The sequence below is a fragment of the Streptomyces gardneri genome (assembly GCF_006539185.1).
Taxonomy (GTDB): domain Bacteria; phylum Actinomycetota; class Actinomycetes; order Streptomycetales; family Streptomycetaceae; genus Streptomyces; species Streptomyces gardneri.
Genome location: NZ_BJMN01000005.1, coordinates 14,968 through 40,932 on the forward strand (window position 1 = coordinate 14,968; position 25,965 = coordinate 40,932).

General features: G+C 72.5%; 29 protein-coding genes, 1 pseudogene and 1 riboswitch. Of the genes and pseudogenes, 13 read left to right on the plus strand and 17 right to left on the minus strand.

Annotated features, from left to right (window positions below):
- Positions 1 to 7 precede the first annotated feature (7 nt).
- The 6 genes from SGA01_RS02570 to bioB form a co-directional block, all read right to left on the minus strand.
- Positions 8 to 433, minus strand: a complete 426-nt coding sequence (locus tag SGA01_RS02570) for a GNAT family N-acetyltransferase (RefSeq protein ID WP_141292880.1) — start codon at positions 431 to 433, stop codon at positions 8 to 10.
- Positions 434 to 498: 65 nt separating this feature from the next.
- Positions 499 to 1,158 carry a class I SAM-dependent methyltransferase gene (locus tag SGA01_RS02575; RefSeq protein ID WP_141292882.1) on the minus strand — a complete coding sequence of 220 codons (660 nt, stop codon included), beginning with the start codon at positions 1,156 to 1,158 and terminating at the stop codon, positions 499 to 501.
- A 10-nt stretch (positions 1,159 to 1,168) separates the two neighbouring features.
- Entirely contained in the window at positions 1,169 to 1,513 is a 345-nt protein-coding gene (locus SGA01_RS02580; RefSeq protein WP_141292884.1) for a VOC family protein, read from the minus strand.
- A gap of 161 nt (positions 1,514 to 1,674) precedes the next feature.
- Positions 1,675 to 2,442, minus strand: coding sequence for a dethiobiotin synthase (gene bioD, locus SGA01_RS02585; protein ID WP_141292886.1), 768 nt, complete (start codon positions 2,440 to 2,442; stop codon positions 1,675 to 1,677).
- A 35-nt stretch (positions 2,443 to 2,477) separates the two neighbouring features.
- On the minus strand, positions 2,478 to 3,758 hold the full coding sequence (locus SGA01_RS02590; protein WP_141292888.1) for an adenosylmethionine--8-amino-7-oxononanoate transaminase: 1,281 nt from the start codon (positions 3,756 to 3,758) through the stop codon (positions 2,478 to 2,480).
- The gene (gene bioB / locus SGA01_RS02595; RefSeq protein ID WP_141292890.1) at positions 3,751 to 5,043 is read right to left on the minus strand and encodes a biotin synthase BioB; all 1,293 of its coding nucleotides are present in this window, start codon (positions 5,041 to 5,043) and stop codon (positions 3,751 to 3,753) included. The genes SGA01_RS02590 and bioB overlap by 8 nt, the downstream gene beginning before the upstream one ends.
- A gap of 143 nt (positions 5,044 to 5,186) precedes the next feature.
- Here bioB and SGA01_RS02600 point away from each other — a divergent pair, with 143 nt between their 5' ends.
- Positions 5,187 to 6,365 (plus strand): 8-amino-7-oxononanoate synthase, encoded by a 1,179-nt coding sequence (locus SGA01_RS02600; RefSeq protein WP_141292892.1) that lies wholly within the window; start codon positions 5,187 to 5,189, stop codon positions 6,363 to 6,365.
- 172 nt (positions 6,366 to 6,537) lie between these two features.
- The gene (locus tag SGA01_RS02605) at positions 6,538 to 6,981 is read left to right on the plus strand and encodes an ATP-binding protein (protein ID WP_055644775.1); all 444 of its coding nucleotides are present in this window, start codon (positions 6,538 to 6,540) and stop codon (positions 6,979 to 6,981) included.
- 58 nt (positions 6,982 to 7,039) lie between these two features.
- Here the strand turns inward: SGA01_RS02605 and SGA01_RS02610 are convergent, their stop codons facing one another.
- From SGA01_RS02610 to SGA01_RS02620, 3 genes are all read right to left on the minus strand, one after another.
- Entirely contained in the window at positions 7,040 to 7,516 is a 477-nt protein-coding gene (locus tag SGA01_RS02610; RefSeq protein WP_141292894.1) for a C40 family peptidase, read from the minus strand.
- A 3-nt stretch (positions 7,517 to 7,519) separates the two neighbouring features.
- Positions 7,520 to 7,642: riboswitch (cyclic di-AMP (ydaO/yuaA leader) on the minus strand.
- 399 nt (positions 7,643 to 8,041) lie between these two features.
- The gene (locus SGA01_RS02615) at positions 8,042 to 8,347 is read right to left on the minus strand and encodes a hypothetical protein (RefSeq protein WP_055644777.1); all 306 of its coding nucleotides are present in this window, start codon (positions 8,345 to 8,347) and stop codon (positions 8,042 to 8,044) included.
- Between the two features lie 7 nt (positions 8,348 to 8,354).
- Positions 8,355 to 8,978 carry an ATP-dependent Clp protease proteolytic subunit gene (locus tag SGA01_RS02620; RefSeq protein ID WP_141292896.1) on the minus strand — a complete coding sequence of 208 codons (624 nt, stop codon included), beginning with the start codon at positions 8,976 to 8,978 and terminating at the stop codon, positions 8,355 to 8,357.
- A 67-nt stretch (positions 8,979 to 9,045) separates the two neighbouring features.
- On the opposite strand from SGA01_RS02620, the gene SGA01_RS02625 reads away from it, so the two are divergent.
- The gene (locus tag SGA01_RS02625; RefSeq protein ID WP_055644779.1) at positions 9,046 to 9,324 is read left to right on the plus strand and encodes a type II toxin-antitoxin system Phd/YefM family antitoxin; all 279 of its coding nucleotides are present in this window, start codon (positions 9,046 to 9,048) and stop codon (positions 9,322 to 9,324) included.
- Positions 9,325 to 9,432: 108 nt separating this feature from the next.
- Here the strand turns inward: SGA01_RS02625 and SGA01_RS02630 are convergent, their stop codons facing one another.
- Entirely contained in the window at positions 9,433 to 10,437 is a 1,005-nt protein-coding gene (locus tag SGA01_RS02630; RefSeq protein WP_141292898.1) for an ABC transporter permease, read from the minus strand.
- Between the two features lie 103 nt (positions 10,438 to 10,540).
- Between SGA01_RS02630 and SGA01_RS02635 the strand changes: the two genes are divergently transcribed.
- The 8 genes and pseudogenes from SGA01_RS02635 to SGA01_RS02670 all read left to right on the plus strand — a co-directional run bounded on the left by SGA01_RS02635 (position 10,541) and on the right by SGA01_RS02670 (position 17,655).
- Positions 10,541 to 11,158 (plus strand): TetR/AcrR family transcriptional regulator, encoded by a 618-nt coding sequence (locus tag SGA01_RS02635; protein WP_141292900.1) that lies wholly within the window; start codon positions 10,541 to 10,543, stop codon positions 11,156 to 11,158.
- A 166-nt stretch (positions 11,159 to 11,324) separates the two neighbouring features.
- On the plus strand, positions 11,325 to 11,627 hold the full coding sequence (locus SGA01_RS02640; RefSeq protein ID WP_024755733.1) for an urease subunit gamma: 303 nt from the start codon (positions 11,325 to 11,327) through the stop codon (positions 11,625 to 11,627).
- Between the two features lie 12 nt (positions 11,628 to 11,639).
- Positions 11,640 to 11,948 (plus strand): annotated as a pseudogene (locus SGA01_RS02645) (urease subunit beta); the annotation flags it as partial.
- Between the two features lie 94 nt (positions 11,949 to 12,042).
- Positions 12,043 to 13,764, plus strand: a complete 1,722-nt coding sequence (locus SGA01_RS02650; RefSeq protein ID WP_141292902.1) for an urease subunit alpha — start codon at positions 12,043 to 12,045, stop codon at positions 13,762 to 13,764.
- A 12-nt stretch (positions 13,765 to 13,776) separates the two neighbouring features.
- Positions 13,777 to 14,439, plus strand: coding sequence for an urease accessory protein UreF (locus SGA01_RS02655; RefSeq protein WP_141292904.1), 663 nt, complete (start codon positions 13,777 to 13,779; stop codon positions 14,437 to 14,439).
- A gap of 32 nt (positions 14,440 to 14,471) precedes the next feature.
- Entirely contained in the window at positions 14,472 to 15,167 is a 696-nt protein-coding gene (gene ureG / locus SGA01_RS02660; RefSeq protein ID WP_141292906.1) for an urease accessory protein UreG, read from the plus strand.
- Positions 15,164 to 15,907, plus strand: coding sequence for an urease accessory protein UreD (locus SGA01_RS02665; protein ID WP_141292908.1), 744 nt, complete (start codon positions 15,164 to 15,166; stop codon positions 15,905 to 15,907). The genes ureG and SGA01_RS02665 overlap by 4 nt, the downstream gene beginning before the upstream one ends.
- Before the next feature lie 167 nt (positions 15,908 to 16,074).
- Positions 16,075 to 17,655 (plus strand): alpha/beta hydrolase, encoded by a 1,581-nt coding sequence (locus SGA01_RS02670; protein WP_174867195.1) that lies wholly within the window; start codon positions 16,075 to 16,077, stop codon positions 17,653 to 17,655.
- Between the two features lie 63 nt (positions 17,656 to 17,718).
- Here the strand turns inward: SGA01_RS02670 and SGA01_RS02675 are convergent, their stop codons facing one another.
- Both SGA01_RS02675 and SGA01_RS02680 read right to left on the minus strand, forming a co-directional pair.
- Positions 17,719 to 18,753 (minus strand): NAD-dependent epimerase/dehydratase family protein, encoded by a 1,035-nt coding sequence (locus SGA01_RS02675; protein WP_141292910.1) that lies wholly within the window; start codon positions 18,751 to 18,753, stop codon positions 17,719 to 17,721.
- Positions 18,754 to 18,817: 64 nt separating this feature from the next.
- Positions 18,818 to 19,537 carry a lysophospholipid acyltransferase family protein gene (locus SGA01_RS02680; RefSeq protein ID WP_141293471.1) on the minus strand — a complete coding sequence of 240 codons (720 nt, stop codon included), beginning with the start codon at positions 19,535 to 19,537 and terminating at the stop codon, positions 18,818 to 18,820.
- A gap of 79 nt (positions 19,538 to 19,616) precedes the next feature.
- On the opposite strand from SGA01_RS02680, the gene SGA01_RS02685 reads away from it, so the two are divergent.
- Complete coding sequence (locus SGA01_RS02685; RefSeq protein ID WP_141292912.1) at positions 19,617 to 20,663, plus strand: DUF3048 domain-containing protein; 1,047 nt, start codon at positions 19,617 to 19,619, stop codon at positions 20,661 to 20,663.
- Between the two features lie 45 nt (positions 20,664 to 20,708).
- Here SGA01_RS02685 and SGA01_RS02690 read toward each other — a convergent pair whose 3' ends face one another.
- From SGA01_RS02690 to SGA01_RS02710, 5 genes are all read right to left on the minus strand, one after another.
- Positions 20,709 to 20,930, minus strand: a complete 222-nt coding sequence (locus tag SGA01_RS02690; protein WP_055644787.1) for a hypothetical protein — start codon at positions 20,928 to 20,930, stop codon at positions 20,709 to 20,711.
- Positions 20,931 to 21,051: 121 nt separating this feature from the next.
- Positions 21,052 to 22,002, minus strand: a complete 951-nt coding sequence (locus tag SGA01_RS02695; protein ID WP_141292914.1) for a cytochrome c oxidase assembly protein — start codon at positions 22,000 to 22,002, stop codon at positions 21,052 to 21,054.
- Between the two features lie 102 nt (positions 22,003 to 22,104).
- Positions 22,105 to 23,130 carry a 6-phosphofructokinase gene (locus tag SGA01_RS02700; protein WP_055644789.1) on the minus strand — a complete coding sequence of 342 codons (1,026 nt, stop codon included), beginning with the start codon at positions 23,128 to 23,130 and terminating at the stop codon, positions 22,105 to 22,107.
- 146 nt (positions 23,131 to 23,276) lie between these two features.
- The gene (locus SGA01_RS02705) at positions 23,277 to 24,005 is read right to left on the minus strand and encodes a type 1 glutamine amidotransferase (protein WP_141292916.1); all 729 of its coding nucleotides are present in this window, start codon (positions 24,003 to 24,005) and stop codon (positions 23,277 to 23,279) included.
- A 19-nt stretch (positions 24,006 to 24,024) separates the two neighbouring features.
- Positions 24,025 to 25,272, minus strand: a complete 1,248-nt coding sequence (locus SGA01_RS02710) for a Mur ligase family protein (protein ID WP_141292918.1) — start codon at positions 25,270 to 25,272, stop codon at positions 24,025 to 24,027.
- Between the two features lie 125 nt (positions 25,273 to 25,397).
- Between SGA01_RS02710 and def the strand changes: the two genes are divergently transcribed.
- A complete protein-coding gene (def, locus tag SGA01_RS02715) occupies positions 25,398 to 25,958 on the plus strand; it encodes a peptide deformylase (RefSeq protein ID WP_141292920.1) in 561 nt (186 codons plus the stop codon).
- The last annotated feature ends 7 nt before the right edge of the window (positions 25,959 to 25,965 follow it).

Here is a 25,965-nt window from a genome sequence, read left to right on the forward strand (position 1 = left end):
GTCGTGATCAGCCGTTGAGCGGTTTCACCCACCGGCGCCAGCGCTCCTCGCGCTCGTACCCGGAGGCCGCCCACAGTCGTCGGCCCGTCTCGTTCGCCTCCAGGACCATCGCGTCCGCGCGCCGGCCGCCGAGCGAGGCGAACCGCTCCTCCGCCGCGCGCAGCAGTGCGGTGGAGATCCCGCGCCGACGCTGGGAGGGCAGCACGGCGAGCCGGTAGAGGGAGGCGCGCCAGCCGTCCCAGCCGGCGATCACGGAGCCCACGATCACCCCGTCGGCGACCGCGAGGATGAGCGCGTCCGGATCCCGCTCGACGAGCCGGGCGACCCCGTGCACGTCGTCCGAGATGGACGTCCCCTCGGCGGACTCCTGCCAGAAGGCCAGGACGGCTTCGGCCTCGTCGGGCCGGGCGGAACGTATCTGCGGATCGGTCATGGCCGGATCCCATCACGCGCGTCGGAGCCGGTGCCACGGAGTTCCGGCGGGTGGGACGGCGCCGCTCACCGTCGGGCCGTGCCCAGCACGCACGGGGAACTCGGCAGGCGCGGCCCGCTCTCCGGGAGGTCGAAGGAGCGGTACGGGCCGAGGGCGAACCCCGCCGCCCCGATCGCCGCGACCGCATCCCGCGAGGTGTGGCAGCCGCCGAAGAGCAGCGGCCAGACCGTACGGTCCAGACCCCGTTGTACGCGCGCGAGCCCCGGTGTCCCCGCCGCCACGTGTTCGAAGAAACGGAGCTCGCCGCCGGGACGCAGGACGCGCCGCGCCTCCGCGAGGGCCTGCGGCACGCTCCGTACCGTGCAGAGCACCAGCGAGGCCACGGCCGCGTCGAAGACACCGTCCTCCGCGGGCAGGGCCTCGGCCGTGCCGGGCCGGACGGTCACCGGGACGGTCGCCCGCCGAGCGGCCTCCTCGGCGAGCCGTCGCAGCCGGGGTTCCGGTTCGACGGCCACGACCTCCGAGACGCCGGCCGGGTAGTACGCGAAGTTCAGCCCGTTCCCGGCCCCGATCTCGACGACCCGGCCGGTGAGCCCGGAGAGCAGCTCCCGGCGCAGGGCGGCGAGCCCGCCACGCGCGTCGGCCGACACACTGACGCGGGCGTAGAAGCGCGCGAAGAGCGGGTGGTGGACCCGGGGCGCCGGGGGAGTCGGAGAGGTCGTCATCGGACGTCCCTCACCCGGTCACGAAGCAGAACTCGTTGCCCTCCGGGTCCCGCATGACCTGGAAGGAGCCCTGCTCGTCGGTCACGAGACCGCCGACGCGGACCGCACCGGCGGGACCCGCCTCCGTGGCGGCCCGGTCCGGGTCCGCCACCTCCAGGTCGAGATGGACCCGGTTCTTCACCGACTTGCCCTCCGGCACACGCTGGAAGGCGAGCCGGACGAACTCCGGCGGATCGACGTACGACCAGTCGCCGGAGCGGTCGACCGGGTCACCTCCGAGGAGGCCCGCCCAGAAACGCACGAGGGCAGCCGGATCGGCACAGTCGAAGACGATCTCCTGAACACGAGCGCGCATGCGCCCAGCCTAGAGGGTGCCTCGCCGATCAGGCCCGGCTCGCGGGGCCCTGTCCCGCGGATGACGGCCGGACAGGGCCTCGGGGTGCCTCGCCGATCAGGCCCGCCTCGCCGGGTCTCGACTGATCCACAGGACACCCCCCCTTGGAGTCCGCCGCCGGATCAGCCCCGGAGGCCGTCGTCCCCGGAGTCGGCGGCGGATTCCGCCCGGAACTCGGCGGCGAACTCCGTACGGAACGCCTCCGCGTCCCACGCCCCGCCGAGCGCCGGGGCCAGCCAGTCGGCCGCCGCCGCGCGGAACTCCGCAGGACCGAGCGACCCCGAACCCTCCGGTACGGCCCCGAGCAGGGGCGCGCCCGCCGACTCCGGCAGGTCCGCCAGGTTGCAGCGGGCCGCCAGGTCCGGCTCGGCCGGCCAGCTGCCGACCACCACGCCGAGCTGCTCGATGCCGCGCGCCGCCAGCGCCTCGGCCGTCAGAGCCGTCGTGTTGAGCGTCCCGAGACCCGCGGGGACCACGCACAGGACGGGGGCGCCCATCAGCGCCGCCGCGTCCGCGAGCGTGCCGCCCGCCTCGTCGAAGCGGACGAGCAGACCGCCCGCCCCCTCCACGAGCACCAGATCGTGCGAGGCGGCCAGCGCGTGGGCCGCCTCGGCCACCTGCCGGGGTCCGACCGGGGCGAGCCCGGCCCGCTTGGCGGCCGTGCCCGGAGCCAGCGGCTCGGGGAAACGCCCCAGCTCGACCGAGGCCGCGGCGCCGGACAGCCGGACCACCTCGTCCGCGTCCCCCGTCTCGTCCGGCCCGACCCCGGTCTGCGCCGGCTTCAGAACCGCGACCGACCGGCCCGCGGCCGTGGCGACGGCGGCCACCGCCGCGGTCACGACCGTCTTGCCGATCTCCGTCCCCGTACCGGAGACCACGACGATTCCCACTGCTGTCCCTGTCCTTCCGTCCGTCTGTCTGTCGTTCAGCCCGCCGCGGCGGCCGCGTGGACCCCCGCGCAGATCCGGGCCAGGTCCTCGTCACCGGTCACGAACGGCGGCATCGTGTAGATGAGGTCCCGGAAGGGGCGGAGCCACACGCCCGCCCGGACCGCCGCCCGCGTCGCAGCCGCCATGTCGACGTCGTGGTCGAGCTGGACGACCCCGATCGCGCCGCACACCCGCACGTCCTTCACGCCCGGGAGGTCGGCGACCGGAGCGAGGCCGTCGCGCAGCCCCGCCTCGATCCGCTTGACGTCCACGGCCCAGTCCCGCGAGAGGAGCAGGTCGATCGAGGCGAGAGCCACCGCCGAGGCCAGCGGGTTCCCCATGAAGGTCGGCCCGTGCGCCAGGACCGGGACCTCGCCCTGGGAGATCCCGTCGGCGACCCGGCTCGTGCAGAGCGTCGCCGCCATCGACAGATAGCCGCCGGTCAGCGCCTTGCCCACACACATCACATCGGGGGAGACCCCCGCCTGGTCCGCGGCGAACAGCGTGCCCGTGCGGCCGAAGCCGGTCGCGATCTCGTCGAAGACGAGCAGGACGTCGTGCGCGTCGCAGGCCTCGCGCAGCACCTTCAGATACGCCGGGTCGTGGAACCGCATCCCGCCCGCGCCCTGCACGACCGGTTCGACGATCACCGCGGCCAGCTCGTCCGCGTGCCGCGCGATCTCGGTCCGCAGCAGCTCGGCGTAAGACTCCTCGTACGCGACCGGAGGGGCGTCCACGAACACCTGCCGCTGGAGCACCCCCGACCACAGTTCGTGCATGCCGCCCTCGGGGTCGCACACCGACATCGGCTGCCAGGTGTCCCCGTGGTAGCCACCGCGCCAGGTGAGCAGCCGCTGCTTGCCGGGGCGGCCCACCGAGCGCCAGTGCTGGAGGCACATCTTGACCGCGACCTCGACGGCGACCGAACCCGAGTCGCTGAGGAAGACGTGCCGCAGCGGCTCGGGGGTGATCTCGACGAGACGGGCGGCGAGGCGGACGGCCGGCTCGTGGGTGAGCCCGCCGAACATGACGTGGCTCATCCGGTCGAGCTGGCCGCGCACCGCCTCGTTGAGCACGGGGTGGTTGTAGCCGTGGATCGCCGACCACCACGAGGACATGCCGTCGATCAACTCGTCGCGGCCCTCGGCGGCTTCGGCGAGCCGGAGCCGCACCCCGGACGCGGACGCGACGACCAGCGGGTCCGTGCGGCCCGGCATGGGGCCGTACGGGTGCCAGACGTGCGCCCGGTCCAGGGCGAGGAGTTCGTCGTTACGCATTCGGCGCCAGGTCCGTGCCGGCGCCCCGGCGGCGTACCGCGACCAGGTCGGTCCGCGCCGTGTTCGCCGCGGGGACCGTCTCGGTCGTCGCAGCAGCCTCGGCCGCCACCGGCTCGGCCGCCGGCGCCGCGTGGCCACCGCAGGGACCGCAGCCGCCGCCCGCGTGCGAACCGCAGCCGCCGCCCTCCGCCGGAGCCTGCGAGCCGCAGCCCGCGCCCTCCGCCGAGGCGTGCGAACCGCAGCCGCCGGCCGCGGCGGCGCCCGCCGCCGCGAGCGCGTCCGCCCGGTGCGCGGGCAGCGTCGTCGTGCCCGCGCCCTCCACCTCGAAGCCCGCGTCCGCGATCATGTCGAGGTCGGCCTGGCCGGCCTGGCCCTCGCTCGTCAGGTAGTCGCCGAGGAAGATCGAGTTCGCGATGTTCAGCGCCAGCGGCTGCATCGAGCGCAGGTGCACCTCACGGCCGCCGGCGATGCGGACCTCGACGTCGGGGCAGACGAACCGCACCATCGCGAGGATCCGCAGGCAGCGCTGCGGGGTGAGGTTCCACTCCTTGGCGAGCGGCGTGCCCTCGAAGGGGATGAGGAAGTTGACCGGCACCGAGTCCGAGTCGAGCTCGCGCAGCGCGTACACGACGTCGACCAGGTCCTCGTCGGTCTCGCCCATGCCCGCGATCAGACCGGAGCAGGCCGACAGACCGGCGGCGTGCGCCTTCTGCACGGTGTCCACCCGGTCGGCGTACGTGTGGGTCTTGGTGATCCCCTCGTACGTCGCCTCGGAGGTGTTCAGGTTGTGGTTGTACGCGTCGGCGCCGGCATCCCGCAGCCGCTCAGCCTGGCCGTCCGAGAGGAGACCGAGGCAGGCGCACACCTCGATGCCCTCGTTCTGCTCCTTGATCGCCTCGATGGTCTTGCCGACCCGCTCGACGTCGCGGTCCGTCGGACCGCGCCCGCTCGCCACCAGGCAGACCCGCTTGGCCCCGCCCGCGACACCCGCGGCGGCGGCCTGGGACGCCTCGTCCGGCTTGAGCCACGTGTACTTGAGGATCTCGGCCTTGGAGCCGAGCCGCTGCGAACAGTACGAGCAGTCCTCGGGGCACAGCCCCGACTTCAGGTTGACCAGGTAGTTGAGCTTCACCCGCCGTCCGAACCACTGACGGCGCACCTTCCCGGCAGCCGCCACCACATCGAGCAGCTCGTCGTCGGATGTCGCCAGTACGGCGAGCGCTTCTTCACGGGTCGGCAGCTCGCGCCGCAGCCCCTTCTCCACCAGCGTGTTCAGCAGGTCCATAAACGCTGATCCTTGCCTACCGCCCGCCCTCGGGCCAAGGAGGATCCGAACAAACGCCTCCGAACGAGGTGTGTGGATGACCACATCACGACCTCGGCGGACTCCGGTTAGGGTCTGTGGGCTGCCTACAAAAGGATCGCCGCATGCCACAGGCCGACGACGCCCGGGCCGAGGGCCCGCGCCGGACCGCGTTCGACTGGACCGACGCCGAGGCGCGCCGCCGGGCGGAAGCCGGTCTCGTCCGTACGCTGCGGCCCCGCGCCGCCGAGTCGGAGCTCCTCGACCTGGCGAGCAACGACTACCTGGGCCTCACCCGCCGTGCGGAGGTCACCGAGGCGGCGGCCGAGGCGGCGAGGCGCTGGGGCGCGGGCGCCACCGGCTCACGGCTCGTCACCGGAACGACCCGGCTGCACACCCGCCTGGAGCGCGAACTCGCCGATTTCTGCGGCTTCGAGGCGGCCCTCGTCTTCTCCTCCGGCTACGCCGCCAACCTGGCCGCGCTCACCGCGCTCGGCGGCCGGGACTCGCTGATCGTCTCGGACGCCTCCAACCACGCCTCCATCGTGGACGGCTGCCGGCTCGCGCGCGCCGAGACGGCCGTCGTGCCGCACGCCGACCCCGAGGCCGTGCGCAAGACCCTGGAGGCGCGGCCGGCGCACCGGGCGCTCGTGGTCAGCGACTCCGTCTTCTCCGTCGACGGCGACAAGGCGCCCCTGCCGGAGCTCGCCGACGCCTGCCGTGCCCACGGCGCCGGGTTCGTCGTCGACGACGCCCATGGCTTCGGTGTCCTCGGCGAAGGCGGCCAGGGCGCTCTGCACGAGGCCGGTCTCGCGGGCGACGAGGACGTCGTCGCCACGCTCACCCTCTCCAAGTCCCTGGGCAGCCAGGGCGGCGCGGTCCTCGGCCCGGCCCGTGTCATCGAGCACCTGGTGAACGCGGCGCGCACCTTCATCTTCGACACCGGGCTCGCCCCGGCGGCCGCGGGCGGCGCGCTCGCGAGCCTGCGGCTGATCGCCGCCGAACCGGCGCTCGCCGGGCGGGCGCGGACCGTCGCCACCACGCTGTACGAGCTCCTCACGGCGGCCGGGCTGACCGCGGCGCGGCCGGACGCGGCCGTCGTCTCGGTGCGCGCCCCCTCGCCCGAGGCGGCGCTGCGCTGGGCGGCGGACTGCCGCGAACAGGGCCTGGCGGTCGGGTGCTTCCGTCCCCCGTCCGTCCCGGACGGCATCTCGCGACTGCGGCTCACGGCCCGCGCGGACCTGACGGACTCCGAACTCGACCGGGCGGTGCGGACGATCCTGCGTACCGCACCCGCCGCCTGACCGCGTCGACTCGACTGCCCAAGAGCGTTTCCGGGCAGCAGAGTTCACTGCTTCGGGCGATAGATGCGCACATATCGTGGTGGAACGCCGTACGGGGCGGCACGATCGGTGGCACTCTGACGCGAAGCGCAATCCGGGGTGGTGTCCCCGGCGGGAAAGGGACAGCGCCGCCATGGCAGACCATCAGGAAGTATCCGTCACTCTGCCGAGCGATCCCGCCTCGGTCCGCACGGCACGCAGATACGTCGCGGACGTGCTGGGGGACTGGGGGCTCGACGGCGACGCGGAGATCGCGGACTCGATCCGGCTGATCATCTCGGAGCTGGCAACCAACGCCGTCCAGCACACCTTCGGGCAGTCGCCGACCTTCACGGTCGACCTCCGCCTGGAGCGGGAGGAGCGTCTGCACATCGGTGTGACGGACAGCCATCCCCGCTGGCCCCGCCGCCTTCCGGCGGCGGTCCAGCAGGACAACGGGCGGGGCATGGTCATCATCCGCGTGCTCGCGGCGGAGGCCGGTGGCCGCCTTTCGGTCACACCGACCGAAGAGGGCGGCAAGACGGTCTGGATCACCCTGCCGTGGACGATGGCCCCGCTGTCGGGCTCGTACCGCTGAGGCGAGGGGTGTGGCGGCGCCACCGCACCCCTCGTCGGAGGTCAGCGCCCGGGGGCCGTCACCGGACGCGGCCGTAGTAGACCTTCGACGACCAGATCTTGTCGAGCTTCACCCAGGAACCCGTCTTGGGCGAGTGCCAGATCTTGCCGCTGCCGGCGTAGATGCCGACGTGGTACACCTTCCCACCGGAGTGGAAGAAGACCAGGTCCCCCTTCTGTCTGCTGGCCTTGGAGATGTGCCGGGTCTTGTTGTACTGCTGCTGCGCGGTGCGTGGCAGCGACTTGCCCGCCTTCTTGTACGCGTAGAGCGTCAGGCCGGAGCAGTCGAACCGCGAGGGTCCGGCGGATCCGTACCGGTAGGGCGATCCCTTCTTGGACACGGCGACGCTCAGTGCCTTGTTCGCGTGCGTCGTCGCTGCCTGGGCCTCCGGTGCCGCACCTGGTGCGAACAGCGTGCCGCCGACGGCGGCGAGGGTGAGAGCCGAGACGGCTCCGGCCCGGGACAGCAGGGACGGGACATGCATCTGCGCGGTCATGCGCAACCCTTCGTCAGCCGCCTGCGAAGGATGACCTGTCGGGTTCGGGCTGGCGAAGATGCCCGGCCGCGGCTGCGGCTTCACCCCAAGGGACGGCCCTCGCTGTCGTGACAGCGCGAACGCCCCGTACTGATTGGGTCCTCCACTCCTGCCGATCCACTCCTGTCGACCAGACGTCCGGGACAGCGGCAGGACTCGGCGTCCGCCCGGACCGCCCCGCCGCGGTGGCGGGGGCTTGTCGTCGACAGGGATCTTGACCCACGACATGGGCGAAAACCGAGCTGAAACGGCGATATGTGAGGCTCCTCACGACTGATCCGTTCGGGTGGACAGACCGCCTTTGTGATCTTCGGAGGTTTGGCCTACGAGCCGCGTACCAGCGATGGAACGTTCGATTCCGCCAAATGCGTACACCTGTTGCGCAACTTCCCCGCTTCATGTGTCGACTCATCGACTACGCCGAACGAGGGAGGGATTCTGCGGTGCGTGTCGGCCGACCGGACCTCGACACGACACGCGTTTATGTCAACTCGCCGGGGTACGGGGGACGGTGACCCGGTCGGCCCGGCGCTCCCCGTCCAACACCCTTAGAGCACGCGCCAATGTGTCCGCGTGGACCTCGGCCTCGCCCCGCATATGCATGAGCGTCAGGGCCTCGCGCAGCGCCTCCGCGCGTCCCACCAGGGCCTGGGCCGCGCGCAACGCCCCATAAGTATGCGTGCTTCTGGATGGATTGATCTTCCCCAGGAGGTCGACGACTGCGAGGTACGCGTCGACGAGTTCACCCTCGGCCCGCGTCAGGGCCGGCAGCGGCGGCAGTTCCGGGACCACGGCCGGCTCACCGCTCCGTACCGCCGACGGTGGCCCGCCGGTTCACGACCACGTGGTCCGCCAGGCCGTACGCGACGGCCGCCGGTGCGTCCAGGACGGTCAGCCGGTCGGTGTCGGCGTCGATCCGCTCCCGGTCCTGTCCGGTGTGCTCGGCGAGCATCCCGGCGACCAGTGCGCGCAGGCGCAGCAGCTCGGCGGCCTGGAGGTCGAGGTCGCTGAGCTGACCCTGGAGGGGTTCTTCCAGGGTCGGCTGCCGGAGCGTGACCCGGGCGCCCGGCAGGATCAGGCGCTTGCCCGGGGTGCCGGCCGCGAGCAGGACGGCCGCGGTGGAGACGGCCTGGCCCAGGCAGGTGGTCTCCACGTCGCAGGAGAGCGTCCGCATCGTGTCGTAGATCGAGGTCATGGCGCTGATGGAGCCGCCGGGGGAGTTGATGTAGAGGGAGATGTCCTGGCCGGGTGCCGCGTGGTCGAGATACAGGAACTGGGCGATGGCGTCGTTGGCCGAGGTCTCGTCGACCGGCGTGCCGAGGAAGACGATCCGGGACTCGAGGAGCTTCGAGTACGGGTCGAGGGTCCGGGTCCCGAAGCTGGTCCGCTCCGTGAACTCGGGCAGAACGTAGCGCGCGTCCATGGCTGAGCACCTCCATCGAACTGTCTGTAAAAAATGTACAGGACGTACAGGCCGTAAGATGGGGAGCATGACCTACGAGATCCCGGTGACGCAAGCGCGGGCTGAGCTCGCCGACCTCATCAACCGCGTCGTGTACGGCGGTGAGCGGGTGGTCGTCACCCGTCACGGGAAGCCCCTGGTCGCCCTGGTCTCGGCCGCTGACCTGGAGGCTTTGGAGGCGGAGGGCGAGCCGGCGGCGGAGCAGGTGATCAGTTCGGTCTCCGCGCTGCGGCCCGTCGACTCCGCCACGGGCGAACAGCGCCGCTTCGGCATCGCCGCCCACCACCGCGACCCGGGCGCCTCCTAGAGCTCCGCCGCCGCGCCCTTCGCCGGCCTTCCTCCGCGCGCACGAAAGAGCCGCGTGCCCCCGTCCGCTACAGCGGGGGCACGCGGCCGTCTTTCGTCGCCCGCGGGCTCAGCCCACGGGCGCCGGCACCGGAAGGGGAGCCGCCGCCGGCTCCGTACGGCGTCCGCGGGCGCCCAGCAGGGTCGCGGTCAGACCCGCCGCCGCCCAGACGGCGAGCACGAGGAGCGGACCGCCGACCGCCGCGCCGTCGAAGAAGGAGACCGACCGCAGGGCCGAGCCCCCGGCGCCCGGCGGCAGCAACTGCCCGAGCGAGCCGACCGCGGTGGGCAGCAGCTCCGGTGCGCTCGCCACCCCGGAGAAGGGGTTGCCGATCAGGATCATGAGCAGCGCCCCGAGCCCGAAGCCCGGCTTTCCGATGAGCGCGGCGAGCCCCGCGAACGTCGAGCCGATCGCCAGGACGGTCAGGGACAGGACCCCGGCCTCCGCCCACCAGTCGCCGGTGAGCGCGCCGAGCCAGCTGTCGGCGAGGGCCGTGCCGACCAGCCCCGCGAGCACCGAGGCACCGACGAGGGTGGCCACCGCCCGGGTCCCGCGCAGCCCGAGCAGGGTCGTGACGACACCCGCCGCAGCCCCCGCCAGGGCGAGCGGCAGCAGGCTGGAGGCGAGCACGGCCCCGCGCGGGTCGCCGGCCGGGGCGGCGACCACGTCCGTGACCGGGACGGTCGTGCCCTCCGGGGCCTGCGCGGCCACGGCCTCCCGCAGCAGCCCGGCCGCCACCGGGCTCGCCGCCGAAGCGGTGAGGAGCTCCGTACCGCCCGGCGTCACGACCACCGCTCCGTATACATCCCGGTCCGCTATCGCGGCGCGGGCCGCGGCGGCGTCCTCGTACCGGTGGACCTCGAAGGCCCCCTCGTGGCGGCCGAGCTCCCGCTCCACGGCGGTGACCGCCGTGGCGGGGCCGGCGACGCCGATCGGCAGATCGCGGGGGGCCGTCCGGGCCGCCGGCCAGGCGAAGGCCCAGAGGGCCAGGGCCACGACGGTCGGGATCAGCACCATCACCGCGATGGTTCTGCGCCCCGCGCCGAGGGCGGGGGCGGTGGTGGTGGCGGACATGGCGTCCTCGATTCAAAGAGAAGGATCGTTCGTTTTTCTTGTTGCCACTGTCCTGCGGAGCCCGGGAGTTGTCAAGAATGAATATTCGTTTTAGGTTCGACGCATGGCTCGTGTCTCCCAGGAACACCTCGACGCCCGGCGGCGGCAGATCCTCGACGGCGCGGCGCGCTGCTTCGCCCGCAACGGCTTCCACGCGACCTCGATGCAGGACGTACTGGCCGAGGTCGGCCTCTCGGCCGGCGCGGTCTACCGGTACTTCCGCGGCAAGGACGAACTCATCGCGGCCATCGCCACCGAGGCCTTCGCCGGCATCCGCAGCGCGTTCGAGGAGGCGTCCAGGGCCACCCCGCCGCCCACCCCCGACGTCCTGCTCGGCGCGGTGCTCCGGCTCTTCCTGGAGGAGCGGATCGAGGGTGCCGACCGGCAGGCCTTCGCGCGCCTGATCATCCAGGTGTGGACGGAGACCCTGCGCGACGAGGAGCTGGCGAAGACCCTCGCCGAGGGCTACAACGGCATGCGCGCCGCCTGGACCGACCTCGTTACCGCCTACCGCGAGAGCGGCATCCTGAGCGCCGACGTCCCCGCCGACCACGTGGCCCGCACCCTCATCGCCGTCGCCCAGGGTTTCATCGCCCAGCAGGCGCTCTTCGGGGACGTGGCCGTGGAGATCCTGGAGGACGGGCTCAGGGGTCTGATGTCCATGACCGTCGATCCGGTCTGATGATCATGGAAACGCAAAGCCGGAGTTAACGAGCCGGAAAAACTTCCGCCCTAACGTGCAATGTCTGGCCGCTGACCGCTTCTGCGCAGCTCAACAAGGTGTTGACGCTGGGTAGGGTCCGCAGCTGTCCGGGTCCCGTCCCGGTCGACGACTGTGAGGTGGAAGAGTGCAACTGAGCCCGCACGAACAGGAACGTCTGCTCGTCCATGTCGCCGCCGACGTGGCGGAGAAGCGCCGAGCGCGGGGTGTGAGGCTCAATCACCCCGAGGCCGTCGCCCTGATCACCTCTCACATCCTGGAAGGTGCCCGGGACGGCCGCACCGTCGCGGAGCTCATGGCCTCCGGACGCAAGGTGCTCTCCCGCGCGGACGTCATGGACGGCATCCCCGAGATGATCCACGACGTCCAGGTCGAGGCCACCTTCCCGGACGGCACCAAGCTCGTCACCGTCCACGACCCCATCGTCTGAGCGGGGGCGCCGATGATCCCCGGAGAGATCCTCTACGCGGAGGACCCCGTCGCCCTCAACGAGGGGCGCCCCGTCACCCGCCTGACCGTGCTCAACGCCGCCGACCGGCCCGTCCAGGTCGGCTCCCACTACCACTTCGCCGAGGTCAACCCGGGTCTGGAGTTCGACCGCGCCGCCGCGCGCGGGCAGCGCCTCCACATCGCCGCCGGGACCGCCGTCCGCTTCGAGCCCGGCATCCCCGTCGAGGTCGAGCTCGTCCCGATCGCGGGCCGCCGGATCGTCCCGGGTCTGCGGGGCGAGACCGCGGGCCCTCTCGATGCCGATGTCACCGCTGCCGATGCCACCGCCCCCGAAGCCGTCGTCGCCACCGCCACCGCCACCGCCACCGGGGTCACCGGTCCGAACGGAGGCCCCCGTGCCTGACCTGCACCGTGCCGTCTACGCCGATCTGTTCGGCCCCACCGTCGGCGACCGCATCCGGCTCGCCGACACCGATCTCCTCGTCGAGATCGAGGAGGACCGCTGCGGCGGTCCCGGCCGCGCCGGCGAGGAGGCCGTCTTCGGCGGCGGCAAGGTCGTCCGCGAGTCCATGGGCCAGGCGCGCACCACCCGCGCCGAGGGCGCCCCCGACACCGTGATCACCGGAGCCGTGATCATCGACCACTGGGGCATCGTCAAGGCCGACATCGGCATCCGGGACGGCCGGATCACCGGCATCGGCAAGGCCGGCAACCCCGACACCATGGACGGCGTCCACCCCGCCCTCGTGATCGGCCCCGAGACCGAGATCATCGTCGGCAACGGCAAGATCGTCACCGCCGGTGCCGTCGACGCCCATGTCCACTTCATCTCCCCGACCGTCGTCGAGCAGGCGCTCGCCACCGGTGTCACCACGCTCGTCGGCGGCGGTACGGGACCCGCAGAGGGCACCAAGGCGACCACCATCACGCCGGGCCCGTGGCACCTGGCCCGGATGTTCGAGGCCCTGGACACCTTCCCGGTCAACATCGGCCTGCTCGGCAAGGGCAACACCATGTCCCGGGAGGCCATGCACTCCCAACTCCGCGGCGGAGCCCTCGGATTCAAGATCCACGAGGACTGGGGCGCCACCCCGGCCGTCATCGACGCCTGCCTCGGCGTCTGCGAGGAGACCGGCGCCCAACTCGCCATCCACACGGACACCTTGAACGAAGCGGGCTTCGTCGACGACACCCTCGCCGCCATCGCGGGCCGGACCGTCCACGCGTACCACGCGGAGGGCGCGGGCGGCGGGCACGCTCCCGACATCATCACGGTCGTCTCCGAGCCGTACATCCTGCCCAGCTCGACCAATCCGACCCGTCCGCACACCGTCAACACCATCGAGGAACACCTCGACATGCTGATGGTCTGCCACCACCTCAACCCGGCCGTCCCCGAGGACCTCGCCTTCGCCGAGTCCCGCATCCGGCCCTCCACGATCGCCGCCGAGGACGTCCTGCACGACCTGGGCGCCATCTCGATCATCTCCTCCGACTCCCAGGCCATGGGCCGTATCGGCGAGGTGATCATGCGGACCTGGCAGACGGCCCACGTCATGAAGAAGCGGCGCGGCGCGCTGCCGGGCGACGGCCGCGCCGACAATCACCGGGCCCGTCGCTATGTCGCCAAGTACACGATCAACCCCGCCGTCGCCCAGGGCATGGACCATCTCATCGGCTCCGTCGAGACCGGCAAACTCGCCGACCTCGTGCTCTGGGACCCCGCCTTCTTCGGCGTGAAGCCGCTCACCGTCGTCAAGGGCGGCCAGATCGCGTACGCGCAGATGGGCGACGCCAACGCCTCCATCCCGACCCCGCAACCCGTCATGCCCCGCCCCATGTTCGGCGCGCTCGGCAGAGCGGCCGCGGCCGGTTCCGTCAACTTCACGGCCCGGGCGGCGATCGAGGACGACCTGCCCCGGAAGCTCGGCCTGCACAAGGAGTTCGCCGCGATCGGCGACACCCGGCGGGTCACCAAGGCCGACATGCGGGAGAACGACGCCATGCCCCGGGTGGAGGTCGACGCCGACACCTTCTCGGTGACCATCGACGGAGAGGTGGTCGAACCGGCACCGGCCACCGAACTCCCCATGGCTCAGCGCTACTTCCTCTTCTGAGGGCGCGGAACGATGACACGCTCCGCGCTCCTCGTGCTCGCCGACGGGCGGTTCCCCGCCGGCGGGCACGCCCACTCCGGCGGCGCCGAGGCGGCGGTCAAGGCCGGCCGCATCAAGGACGCCGACGACCTGGAGGCCTTCTGCCGCGGCCGCCTCCACACCGCCGGCCTCACCGCCGCGGGCCTGGCCGCGGCCGCCGCGTACGGACTCGACCCGCACGAGCTCGACGCGGCCGCCGACGCCCGCACGCCCTCACCCGCGCTGCGCGCCGCCGCCCGCAGGCTCGGCCGCCAGCTGATGCGGGCCGCCCGCGCCACCTGGCCGAGCCCCGAACTCGACGCGCTGGCGGCGGCCTTCCCGCGCGGCGCCCATCAGCCCGTCGTCCTCGGCGCCACCGCCCGGGCCGCGGGGCTCGGCCCGGAGGACGCCGCCCACTGCGTCGCCTACGAGACGATCGGCGGCCCCGCCACCGCGGTCGTACGCCTCCTCGGCCTCGACCCGTACCGGGCGACCGCCGTCCTCGCCCGTCTCGCACCGGAGATGGACCACGTCGCCGCACGCGCGACCGCCGCGGCCCGCGAGGGCGTCGAAGCGCTGCCGGCCGCCTCCGCGCCGCTGCTCGACCTCACCGCCGAACAGCACGCGTCCTGGCCCGTCCGCCTCTTCGCGTCCTGACCCCCGTCCACGACTCGTACAGGAGCCGTCCCATGCACCTCGACCACGGTCACACCCACCACGGAGCCGTGTCCGCCGACGCCCGGCGCCCCGACGGAACCCGCCGCGCGCTGCGCGTCGGACTCGGCGGACCGGTCGGCTCCGGCAAGACCGCCACCGTCGCCGCCCTCTGCCGGGCCCTGCGGGACACCCTCTCGATCGCCGTCGTCACCAACGACATCTACACCCGCGAGGACGCGGAGTTCCTCCTCCGCAACGCCGTCCTGCCGCCCGAGCGCATCCAGGCCGTGGAGACCGGCGCCTGCCCGCACACCGCGATCCGCGACGACATCTCCGCCAACCTCGAAGCGGTCGAGGAGCTGGAGGAGACGGTCGGGCCGCTCGACCTCATCCTGGTCGAGTCCGGCGGCGACAATCTCACCGCCACCTTCTCCAAGGGGCTCGTCGACGCCCAGATCTTCGTCATCGACGTGGCGGGCGGCGACGACATCCCCCGCAAGGGCGGACCGGGGGTCACCACCGCCGACCTCCTCGTCGTCAACAAGACCGACCTCGCCCCGTACGTCGGATCCGACCTGGAGCGCATGGCCCGCGACGCGAAGGAGCAGCGCGGCGAGCTGCCCGTCGCCTTCACCTCCCTGCGCGCCGAGAACGGCGTCGGCCCCGTCGCCGACTGGGTCCGCGACCGGCTCGACGCGTGGACCGCGGCCGGGGCGCCGGCCGCGTGAGCCTGAGCGCCACCGCACGGATCGCGGCCGCTGCCGACGGCGGGTTGCCGCTCCTGGAGAGCGACGGCCCGCTCGCCCTGCGCCGCACCAGGGCCGCCACCGGCTGGACCCGGGTCACCGTCGTCGGGGCGATGAGCGCCCCGCTCGGAGGTGACCGGCTCGCGATCGAGGCCGAGGTGCGGGACGGGGCCCGGCTCCTGGTCGACTCGGCCGCCGCCACGCTCGCCCTGCCGGGCCGGAGCGCCGAGCCCGCCGCGTACGACGTCCGGATCGCCGTGGGGGAGTCGGGCGTCCTCCGCTGGCTGCCCGAGCAGCTCGTCTCCGCCCACGGCTCGGACCTGCGGATGCGCACCACCGTCGAGCTCGCCGCCACGGCCCGGCTCGTCCTGCGCGAGGAGCAGATCCTCGGCCGGCACGGTGAACCGCCCGGCACCCTCGTCACCCGCCTCACCGTCCGCCGCGCCGGACGCCCCCTGCTCGACCAGGAACTGGCGTACGGCCCCGGGGCCCCCGGCGGCTGGGACGGCGGCGCGGTCCTCGGCGGCCACCGGGCCACCGGGCAACTCCTCGTGGTGGATCCCGACTTCACCGACAAACCGGTGGAAACAAGACTCCTCGGCGAAGGGGCCGTGATCGCCCCGCTCGCCGGGCCCGCGGCCCTCGTCACCGCCGTCGCCCCCGACGCCCTCGCGCTCCGCCGCCTCCTCGACGCGGCCCTGGCCGAACTCGCCCCGCTCTGAGGCGAATCCGGGAGATCACCGCTCAGCGGGACACCGTTCACCGGTTATTGGTTCGGTAAAGAACACGTGTGCGGACTTAACACGCGTGTAGGGGAGCGATAAAGATCAACCGGACAACCTGACACACGGGGCTGCGACGGGGGCAGCGCCCATTCTGGGGGAGACACGTGAGACGTACGGCAATGCTCGGCTCGGCCGGCACCCTGATAGCGGGCACCCTTGTCGCGGGCGCCATCGCGGCCCCGGCGGCCAACGCCGACAGCAACCGGCACCTGCGGGACGCGGAGTCGATCGGCGTCGCCGTCGCCGCGGCCCGGGCCGCCCAGACGGGCATCGACTGGCAGGACTGTCCGGCCGACTGGGGCCTGGAGAAGCCGATCCAGTGCGGCTGGGTCACCGTCCCGGTCGACTACGCCAAGCCCCACGGCAAGAAGATCAAGATCGCGGTCGACCGCGCCAACGCCACCGGCACCCCCGCCGAGCGCCAGGGCGCGCTGCTCTACAACCCCGGCGGCCCCGGCGGCTCCGGCCTGCGCTTCCCGCGCCGCGTCACCACCAAGAACGCGATCTGGGCGAACACCGCCAAGGCCTACGACTTCGTGGGCTTCGACCCCCGCGGCGTCGGCAAGTCCGCCCCCATCTCCTGCGTCGACCCGACCGCGTTCGTCAAGGGCCCCAAGCCCGACCCGGTCCCCGACAGCGAGGCCGACAAGCGCGCGCAGCGCAAGCTCGCCGCCGAGTACGCCCAGGGCTGCCAGGAGAAGAGCGGCGACCTCCTGCCGTACATCAACACCCTCAACACCGCGCGCGACCTCGACGTCGTCCGGGCCGCCCTCGGCGAGAAGAAGCTCAACTTCGTCGGCGTCTCCTACGGCACCTACCTCGGCGCGGTCTACGGCACGCTCTTCCCGACGCACGTCCGCCGCATGGTCCTGGACAGCGTCGTCAACCCGTCGAAGCGTTCGATCTGGTACGAGGCCAACCTCGGCCAGGACATCGCCTTCGAGGGCCGGCTCACGGACTGGATGACCTGGGTCGCCCAGAACGACGCCACCTACCACCTGGGCGACACCCTGGCGGAGGTCCGGCAGCAGTGGGAGACCCTGCGCGCCGCCGCCAAGAAGGAGCCCCTGGGCGGCAAGGTCGGACCGGCCGAGCTCATCGGCTTCTTCCAGAACGCCCCCTACTACGACTCCATGTGGGCCCCGGTGGCCGAGGCCTGGAGCGCGTACGCCGCCGGTGACCCGCAGCCGCTGATCGAGTCGGCCGCCTCGGACCCCACCGACACGGCCGGCAACATCGCCTCGGAGAACGGCAACGCCGTCTACACCGCGGTCGAGTGCAACGACGCCCCCTGGCCGACCAGCTGGAAGAAGTGGGACCGGGACAACTCCCGCCTCCACGAGCAGTACCCGTTCATGACCTGGGCCAACGCGTGGATGAACCTGCCCTGCGCGACCTGGTCCGGCCCGCGCCAGCGCCCGACCGAGGTGAAGACCGGCAAGGGCCTGCCGCCCGTGCTCATCGCCCAGTCCGAGCGCGACGCCGCCACGCCGTACGAGGGCGCGGTCGAGCTGCACAAGCGCTTCAAGGGCTCGCGCCTGATCACGGAGAAGGACGCCGGCTCGCACGGCATCACCGGCCTGCTCAACCCGTGCGTCAACACCAAGGTCGAGGCCTACCTGCTGAGCGGCAAGCTGGACGCGACGGACCAGACGTGCGCACCGCACGCCACTCCGAAGCCGTAACCGCCTTCGCGGAGCGATGAGGAGAGGGGCGGCCGTCCGACGGCCGCCCCTCTTCCTCGTACGTCAGCCCCGGGCCTTCAGCCAGGCGTCCTCCGCCGCGTAGTCGAAGAAGTCGACGCCGTACTTCGCGAGCCCCGTGAAGGCCTCCCGCCAGTCCCGGTCGCCCAGGTGCTCCGTCAGCCACGCCACCGTCTCCGGCAGCGTCTCGGCGTACGACACCACCGGCCGGTACCCCAGCTCCCGCTCGGCCGCCGTCATGTCGTAGACGACGGGATGCGGCGCGGTCCACGGAGTGGACCCCACCGTGCCGTCCGGCGCCCCGTCCATCAGCACCGTCTCGCTCGTCACCCCCATGACCGCGTCGATCGCCGCCCCGATCTCCGCCACCGTCGGCGCCTCGGGGTCGGCGCCGTTGAGCACCCGGCTCCCCGGCTTCGACGCCGCGAGCCGGACGAGCTCGGCGAGGTTGTCCACGTGGGCCGGATGGAACCGCGAGGCACCGCCGTACGCGAGGACGCGCACCGGCCGCCCGTCGAGCGCCCGCTTGACGAACCACAGCTCGCGCGGGCCCGGGCTGAACCGCCCGTGGATCGCGCCCGCGCGCAGCAGCGTCGTCGGCAGCGCGTCGCCCGCCGCCAGCAGCTCCTGCTCCAGGGCGATCTTCCGCGTGCTGTACGTGGTGTCGCCCGGCGCCACGGTCCGCCAGTCCTCCGGGGTGGGCAACGGGAAGGCGGGGAAGCCGTCGGGCCGGTCCTGGGTGTCGAAGCTGCGGCCCTCCTCGTCCTCGTAGACGGCGCCGCTCGACACCACCACCGCCGAGCCGATCCGGTCGGCGAGACCGGTCAGCTGCCGGCCGTGCCCACCGTCGTACGCGACGATGTCGACGAGCACGTCACAGCCGTCGCCGAGCCCCGCCGCGAGCGCCCCCTCCTCGGTCCGGTCGAGCCGCACCGTCCGGACCTCGTCCGGCCACCTCTCGTCCCGCGCGCCGCCCCGCGAGGCGGCCGTCACCTCCCAGCCGTCGGCGACGAGGGCCCGCACGGCCGCCCGCCCCACCTGTCCCGACCCACCCAGTACGAACGCGTTTCCCTTGGTCATGATCACGACGCTACGGGCACCGGGACCGCAGCCACCGGCGATTGCGCCGTGCGCGGATCCGCCCTCAGCGTTCCCGGCGGCGGAACTTTCTCGCGGGCACGTCGTTCCCCGCCTCCGCCGCCTTCACCACCGCCGCGTACTCGTCCACGTACTCCTGACCGGACAGCCGCAGGATCTCGTACATGATCTCGTCGGTCACCGCGCGGACCACCGCCCGCTCGTCCGCGGACCCCGCGAAGCGGGAGAAGTCCAGCGGCGCCCCGAAGCGGATCGAGACCCGGCGGATCCGCGGCACGACCTTCCCCGGCGGCTGGATCTCGAACGTGCCGACCATGGCGCACGGCACCACCGGCACCCCGGCGGTCAGTGCCATCACCGCCACCCCGACCTTGCCCTTGTAGAGCCGCCCGTCGTGGGAGCGCGTCCCCTCGGGATAGATCCCGAGGAGCTCACCCTTGCCCAGGACACCGAGCCCCTCACGGATCGCCGCCTGCCCGGCCTCCTTCCCGGACCGGTCCACCGGGATCTGGCCGGCGGTCCGGAAGAACGCGGCCGTGAGCCGCCCCTTGATGCCGGGCCCCGTGAAGTACTCCTGTTTGGCGAGGAAGGTGATCCGCCGGTCGAGCACGACCGGCATCAGGAAGTGGTCGGAGAAGGAGAGGTGATTGCCCGCGACGATCGCCGCGCCCTCCTCCGGGATGTGCTCGAGCCCCTCGATCCGCGGCCGGAAGAGCAGCCTGAGCAGCGGCCCCAGCAGTACGTGCTTCAACAGGTGGTAGAACACCCGCGACCCCCGTTCGTCGTCCGTCATGCCCGTTGTATCGGCGCGAGGGCCCGTGGTCCACTGGTGGGGGAGCGTCACGATGACGGGCGAACGCGGAACGAGACGTCCCGGCCGTGTCCTCACCGCGCTGCTCTGCGCGGCGACGGCGGCCGGTCTGTACGGCTGCTCCGACCCAGGACCACGCGAGCCGAGCCCCACACCGACGCCCCCGCCCGCCACCACGGCCCCCCGCACCACGACTCCGGCGCCCGTCACCACGACCCCGGTGCCCGCCGGCCGGTCACCGCTCACCGGACTCCCCGCGCGGCCCGCCCCCGTCGTCGCCGTGAAGATCGACAACGTGGCGGCGGCCCGCCCCCACACCGGCCTGGGCGCCGCCGACCTCGTCTACGTCGAACAGGTCGAGGGCGGTGTGACCCGGCTCCTCGCGGTGTACTCCTCCCGCCTCCCCGAGCTCACCGGCCCCGTCCGCAGCGCCCGGGAGTCCGACATATCGCTCCTCGCGCCCTTCGGCCGGCCGGTGCTCGCCTACTCCGGTGCGCAGAGCGCCCTGAACCCCCTGCTGGACGCCGCACCGCTGCACCTCGTCACCGAGAGCACCGCCCCCGGGGCCTTCCGGCGCTCCCCGGACCGGGCCGCCCCGCACAACCTCTACCTCCGCCCGGAACGCGCCCTCGCCACCGATCCGGCAGCGCGGAACGCCCAGGACATCGGCTTCCGCTTCGGGGCCGCGCCGCCCGGCGGCACCCCGGTCGACACCTCGACCGTCCGCTTCCCGGCAGCCCGCTACACCTTCACCTGGTCCGCGGCCGACCGCGCCTGGCGGGTCGCGATGGACGGCCGCGAGGCCCGCGCCACGGACACCGGACCGCTCACCCCGGAGACGGTCGTCGTCCAGCGCGTCACCATCCGCCCGTCCGAGTTCCAGGACAAGTTCGGCTCGGTCTCCCCGTACACCGAGACCACCGGCAGCGGCACCGCGCTGGTCCTGCGCGACGGCCGCTCGTACGAGGCCCGCTGGTCCCGGCCCACTGCCGACGCGGGCACCACCTTCACCACCCCGGACGGGGCGCCCCTCACCTTCGCCCCGGGCCAGACCTGGGTCGTCCTCGCCCCGCGCGGGTAGCGATCAGGGGCGCCCGGTATCAGGGGCGCCCGGCACATCAGGTGGTCAGGGCTGTGTCGTGCCCGGCCGGCCGGGACCGCCCGGTGGGCGACGGCGCGGAGAGGCGGGGACCGAGCTGTCCGCCGCCGCCATGCCGATCGTGGCCACCACCAGCACCACGAGGCCGAACCACAGCCAGCCGCTGCTGCCGAGCGCCACCGTGTACGTCGTCGTCAGAACCAGTGCCGCGCCGGTGAGCGCCGCCATCGTCTTCGTGGGACCGGACATCGGTCCGCCTCCTCCCGACCGGGGCCGCGGAAGTCGCCGTCCCTATCGTGACCCCGGAAGGGGGGCGCGCGCTACTCCCTGGACGCTCCCGCGTGCGCCGGTGCCGGAAGCGGGCCGGTCGTCACTGGCTCCTGGCCCGGAGCGAGGCCAGGTAGGCGTTGTACTCCTCCAGCTCCTTGTCCCCGTTCCGGTCGGCGGCCCGGTCCATGCGGACGGCCTGCCGCTGCTCGGAGTGGTACCACTGGTAGACCAGCGCGATCAGGACGAGCACGGACGGGATCTCGCTGAACGCCCAGGCGATGCCGCCCGCCGCGTTCTGGTCGGTGAGGGCGTCGATCCCCAGCGAGGCGGGCGGGCTCTTGTACGTCCCGACCATCGGCTCGCTCGCCATCATCAGCGCGATGCCGAAGAACGCGTGGAACGGCATGCCCGCGAACAGCTCCAGCATCCGCATCACGTAGCCCGGCCGGTGCGGGCCCGGGTCCACGCCCATGATCGGCCAGAAGAAGACCACGCCGACCATCAGGAAGTGCACCATCATCCCGATGTGCCCCGGCTTGGAGCCCATGAGGAAGTCGAAGAGCGGCGTGAAGTACAGCGCGTACAGGCTCGCGATGAACATCGGGATCGTGAAGCCGGGGTGCGTGATCACCTTCATGTACCGGCTGTGCAGCAGCTTCAGGAGCAGCTCGCGCGGCCCGACCGAGCCCCGGTCCGCCACCGGCAGCGCCCGCAGCGCCAGCGTCACCGGCGCGCCGAGGAGCAGAAGGATCGGCGACAGCATGGAGATCACCATGTGCTGCACCATGTGCACGCTGAACATGACCATGCCGTAGTCGTTGAGCTTGGTGCACGTCACCAGGGCGATGGACAGGACACCGACGGTGAAGAACACCGTCCGGCTCACCGGCCACGCGTCACCGCGCCGCCGCAGCCGCGCCACACCCCAGCCGTAGAGGCCGAGCCCCGCGAGGCAGCCGATGAGGAAGAAGAGGTCGGGAGAGAACTCCAGGCCCCGCGCCAGCGTGAACGGCGGCAGATCCGTGGTCATGCCGTGCCCGCTGTGATCCATCTGCATACTCCTGGAGCCCGATTCGCGCTTGTTGTCCGCACCAGACTAGAACCGCCCCCGGTCGCGATCGCGACCGGGGGCGGTTCTGGACTCATGGCGTCGTCAGAGCACGCACTCGGCCTCGCTGTAGCGGTCCTCGGGGACCGTCTTGAGGGACTCGACGGCCTGCGCCAGCGGGACCATGACGATGTCCGTGCCGCGCAGCGCGGTCAGCATGCCGAACTCGCCGCGGTGCGCCGCCTCCACCGCGTGCCAGCCGAAGCGGGTGGCGAGGACGCGGTCGTACGCGGTCGGGGTGCCGCCGCGCTGGACGTGGCCGAGGATGACCGGGCGGGCCTCCTTGCCGAGGCGCCGCTCCAGCTCCACGGAGAGCTGGTTGGCGATGCCGGTGAACCGCTCGTGGCCGTAGATGTCCGTGCCCGCGGACTTGAAGTCCATCGAGCCCTCGCGCGGCTTGGCGCCCTCGGCGACCACCACGATCGCGAACCGCTTGCCGGCCTCGAACCGCGCGCCGACGCGGGAGGTCAGCTCGTCGATGTCGAAGGGGCGCTCCGGGACGACGACGGCGTGCGCGCCGGCGGCCATGCCGGAGTGCAGCGCGATCCACCCGGTGTGGCGGCCCATGACCTCGACGACGAGGACCCGCTGGTGCGACTCGGCCGTCGTCTTCAGCCGGTCGAGCGCCTCGGTGGCGACGGTGACGGCCGTGTCGAAGCCGAAGGTGACGTCGGTGGACGCTATGTCGTTGTCGATGGTCTTGGGGACCCCGACGATCGGCAGGCCCGCCTCGGAGAGGAGGTTCGCCGCCTTCAGGGTGCCCTCGCCGCCGATCGGGATGATGGCGTCGAGGCCCAGGTCCGCGACATGGCCGCGGGCGCGCTCGACGCCGCCGACCAGGTGCGCGGGCTGGACTCGGGAGGAGCCGAGGATGGTGCCGCCGCGGGCGAGTATGCCGCCCACCGCGTCGAGGTCGAGCTTGCGGTAATCGCACTCCAGCAGGCCCTTCCACCCGTCGTGGAAGCCGATGACCTCGTCACCGTGGTCGACGACGGCGCGGTGCACGACGGAACGGATGACGGCATTCAGACCGGGGCAGTCTCCGCCGGAGGTGAGCACACCAATGCGCATAGCCCAAAAACCTTTGCAACGTGGGCCGACTCCCGGACCACGTCGTCCGGCTGGATCCCCGCCACCCTATCGGTGCTGGGTGGCGGGGCCGAAACGGATGTCCGCACAGTGGACACCGTAGTTTCCTACGAGTTCGTGAGCGTGCGTCAGGCGGGCTGCGTGGCCGCCGCGATGCGCTCGGCGCGCAGCGCCTCGTACCACCGGTCGTCGGTCGGCGGCAGCGCGTTCACATCGAGGGCCAGCTTCAGGAGCAGGTCCGCGATCTGCGGGTTCCGGGCCATGACGGGGCCGTGCATGTACGTACCGAAGACGGTGTCGTTGTACGCGCCCTCGGTGCCGTCGCCGGTGCCGTTGCCGTTGCCGAAGACGGTCCGGGCGAACGGCCGGGCCGTCGGGCCGAGGTGGGTGATGCCCTGGTGGTTCTCGAACCCGGTCAGCTGGGGCAGGCCGAGGCGCGGGTCGATGTCCGCGAGGACGTCGCCGACGCACCGCGCGCCCTCGCCGCGGGTGGAGATCACGTCGATCAGACCCAGGCCGGTCTCGCGCTCGCCGAGGTCGTTGATGAACTCGTGGCCCAGGATCTGGTAGCCGGCACAGACCGAGAAGATGATCGCGCCGTTGGACGCGGCCCGGCTGAGCCCGCCGTCACGCCGCAGCCGCTCGGCCGCCAGCCGCTGCGGACGGTCCTCACCGCCACCGATCAGGTAGATGTCGCCCGAGGTCGGCACCGGCTGGTCGCTGCGGACGTCGACGCGCTCGACGTGGAGGCCGCGCTGCTCGGCGCGGCGCTGGACGACGAGGACGTTGCCCTGGTCGCCGTAGGTGCTGAGCAGGTCCGGGTAGACCCAGACCAGGCGCAGGCTGCTGTCACTCATGCTGCATGTCCTCTACGGGTCAGTTGCCGACGCGGCGGCGGACGTCCTGGAAGGCGGTGTAGTTGGCGATCAGCTCGATCTGCCCGGGCGGGGCCATGGAGACGGCCTCGTCGAGCGTCTCGCAGACGCGGAAGTCCACACCCGCGACCTCCAGGCGGACCGCCAGGTCCAGCTTCCGGTCGCCGATCACCATGATCGGGTGGCCCGCGAGCCGCCCGTAGTCCACGTCCCACAGCCAGGAGGTGTCCGTGCCGTCGGCGCCGCGCGCGTTGACGGAGAGGATCACCGGGGTCGGCGGCTGGTCGATGAGGGAGAAGGTCTCCAGCCAGCCGGCCGGGTTCTTCGCGAGCAGCAGTCGCAGGTCGCGGCCCTGGAACGAGACGACGTCGTAGCGTCCCGCGACGGCCTGCACCTGGTACATGCGCTCCAGGGCCACCTGCGGCGGCACACCGAAGACGGCGGCGACCGCGGCCGAGGTGGCGGCGTTCGCCTTGTTGGCGCGGCCGGGCAGCTGGAGCCGGATCGGCCAGGCCGAGCCGTGCGGGTCGAGCACGTGGTCGCCGTTGAGCGCCCAGCTCGGCGCGGGACGGCGGAAGCCGCACTCGCCGCAGAACCAGTCGTCGCCCGGACGCTGCATCACACCGCCGCAGGCGGGGCACGACCAGGCGTCGTCCTTCCACTCCTGGCCGGCGGCCACCCACACCACGTTGGGGGAGGAGGAGGCGGCCCACACGATGAGCGGGTCGTCGGCGTTGGCGACGACGACGGCCTTCGTGCCGCTGAGGCCCTCGCGCCACTTCTCGGCGAGCATGCGGGTCTCGGCGGCGCGGTCGAGCTGGTCGCGCGAGAGGTTGAGCAGCGCGATGACCTTGGGCGTGGTGTCGCGGGCGACGCCGGCGAGGTACTTCTCGTCGACCTCGATGACGCCGTACTTGGAGTCCGAGCCGCCGGCGAGGGCCGAGGTGATGCCCGCGGGCATGTTGGCGCCGAGGGCGTTCGAGACCACGGGGCCGGCAGCGCGCAGTGCCTCGGCGATCAGCCGGGTCGTCGTCGTCTTGCCGTTGGTCGCCGACACCAGGACGACGTCCAGATGCTGCGCGAGCCGACCCAGGAGGTCCGGGTCGAGCTTCAGCGCGACCTTGCCGCCGATCACCGATCCGCTGCCGCGCCCCGCCGCCCGCGACACCGCGGCCGCGGCCCTGCCCGCCGTCACGGCCAGCTTGGCACGCGGCGACAGCGGCTCTGGATTACCGGGGTGTCCTGACATCGTTCTTGTTCCTCCTTGCGTCGGTCCGGGCTCAGCCTATCGAGATCCGGCCAGCAGCCCGAACAGCGGCACCGTGAGAGGCCGTGCGAAACAGCCTGGTCACGGCGGACCGTACCCTTACGGCCATGCGAAACCGCCCCATCCCCGGCAGTTCCGGCCTCGCCCGAGCGATGACTCTGCTCGGCGACCCCGTACTGCACACCCCCTGCGCGCCCGTCACCGACTTCGGCCCCGAACTGGCCCGCCTCGTCGAGGACATGTTCGCCACGATGTACGCGGCGCACGGCGTGGGCCTGGCGGCGAACCAGGTCGGTGTGGGCCTGCGGGTCTTCGTATACGACTGCCCCGACGACGAGGACACGCGCCACCTGGGCCATGTGGTGAATCCGACGTTGGTGGAGGCCGACGGCGACGTGATCCGGGGCCCCGAGGGCTGTCTCTCCCTGCCGGGCCTGGAGGCGCCGACGCCCCGTTTCGACCGTGCCGTGGTGGAGGGCGTCCGGCTGGACGGCACTCCGGTACGGATCGAGGGCACGGGTTTCTTCGCCCGCTGCCTCCAGCACGAGACGGACCACCTGAGGGGCGGGGTCTACGCCGACCATGTGACGGGGTGGCGCAAGTCACGTCTGCTGCGGACGATCCGCAAGCAGCCGTGGGGCGGTGACGCGTCCGTGCTGGAGGGTTGAGCGTCCG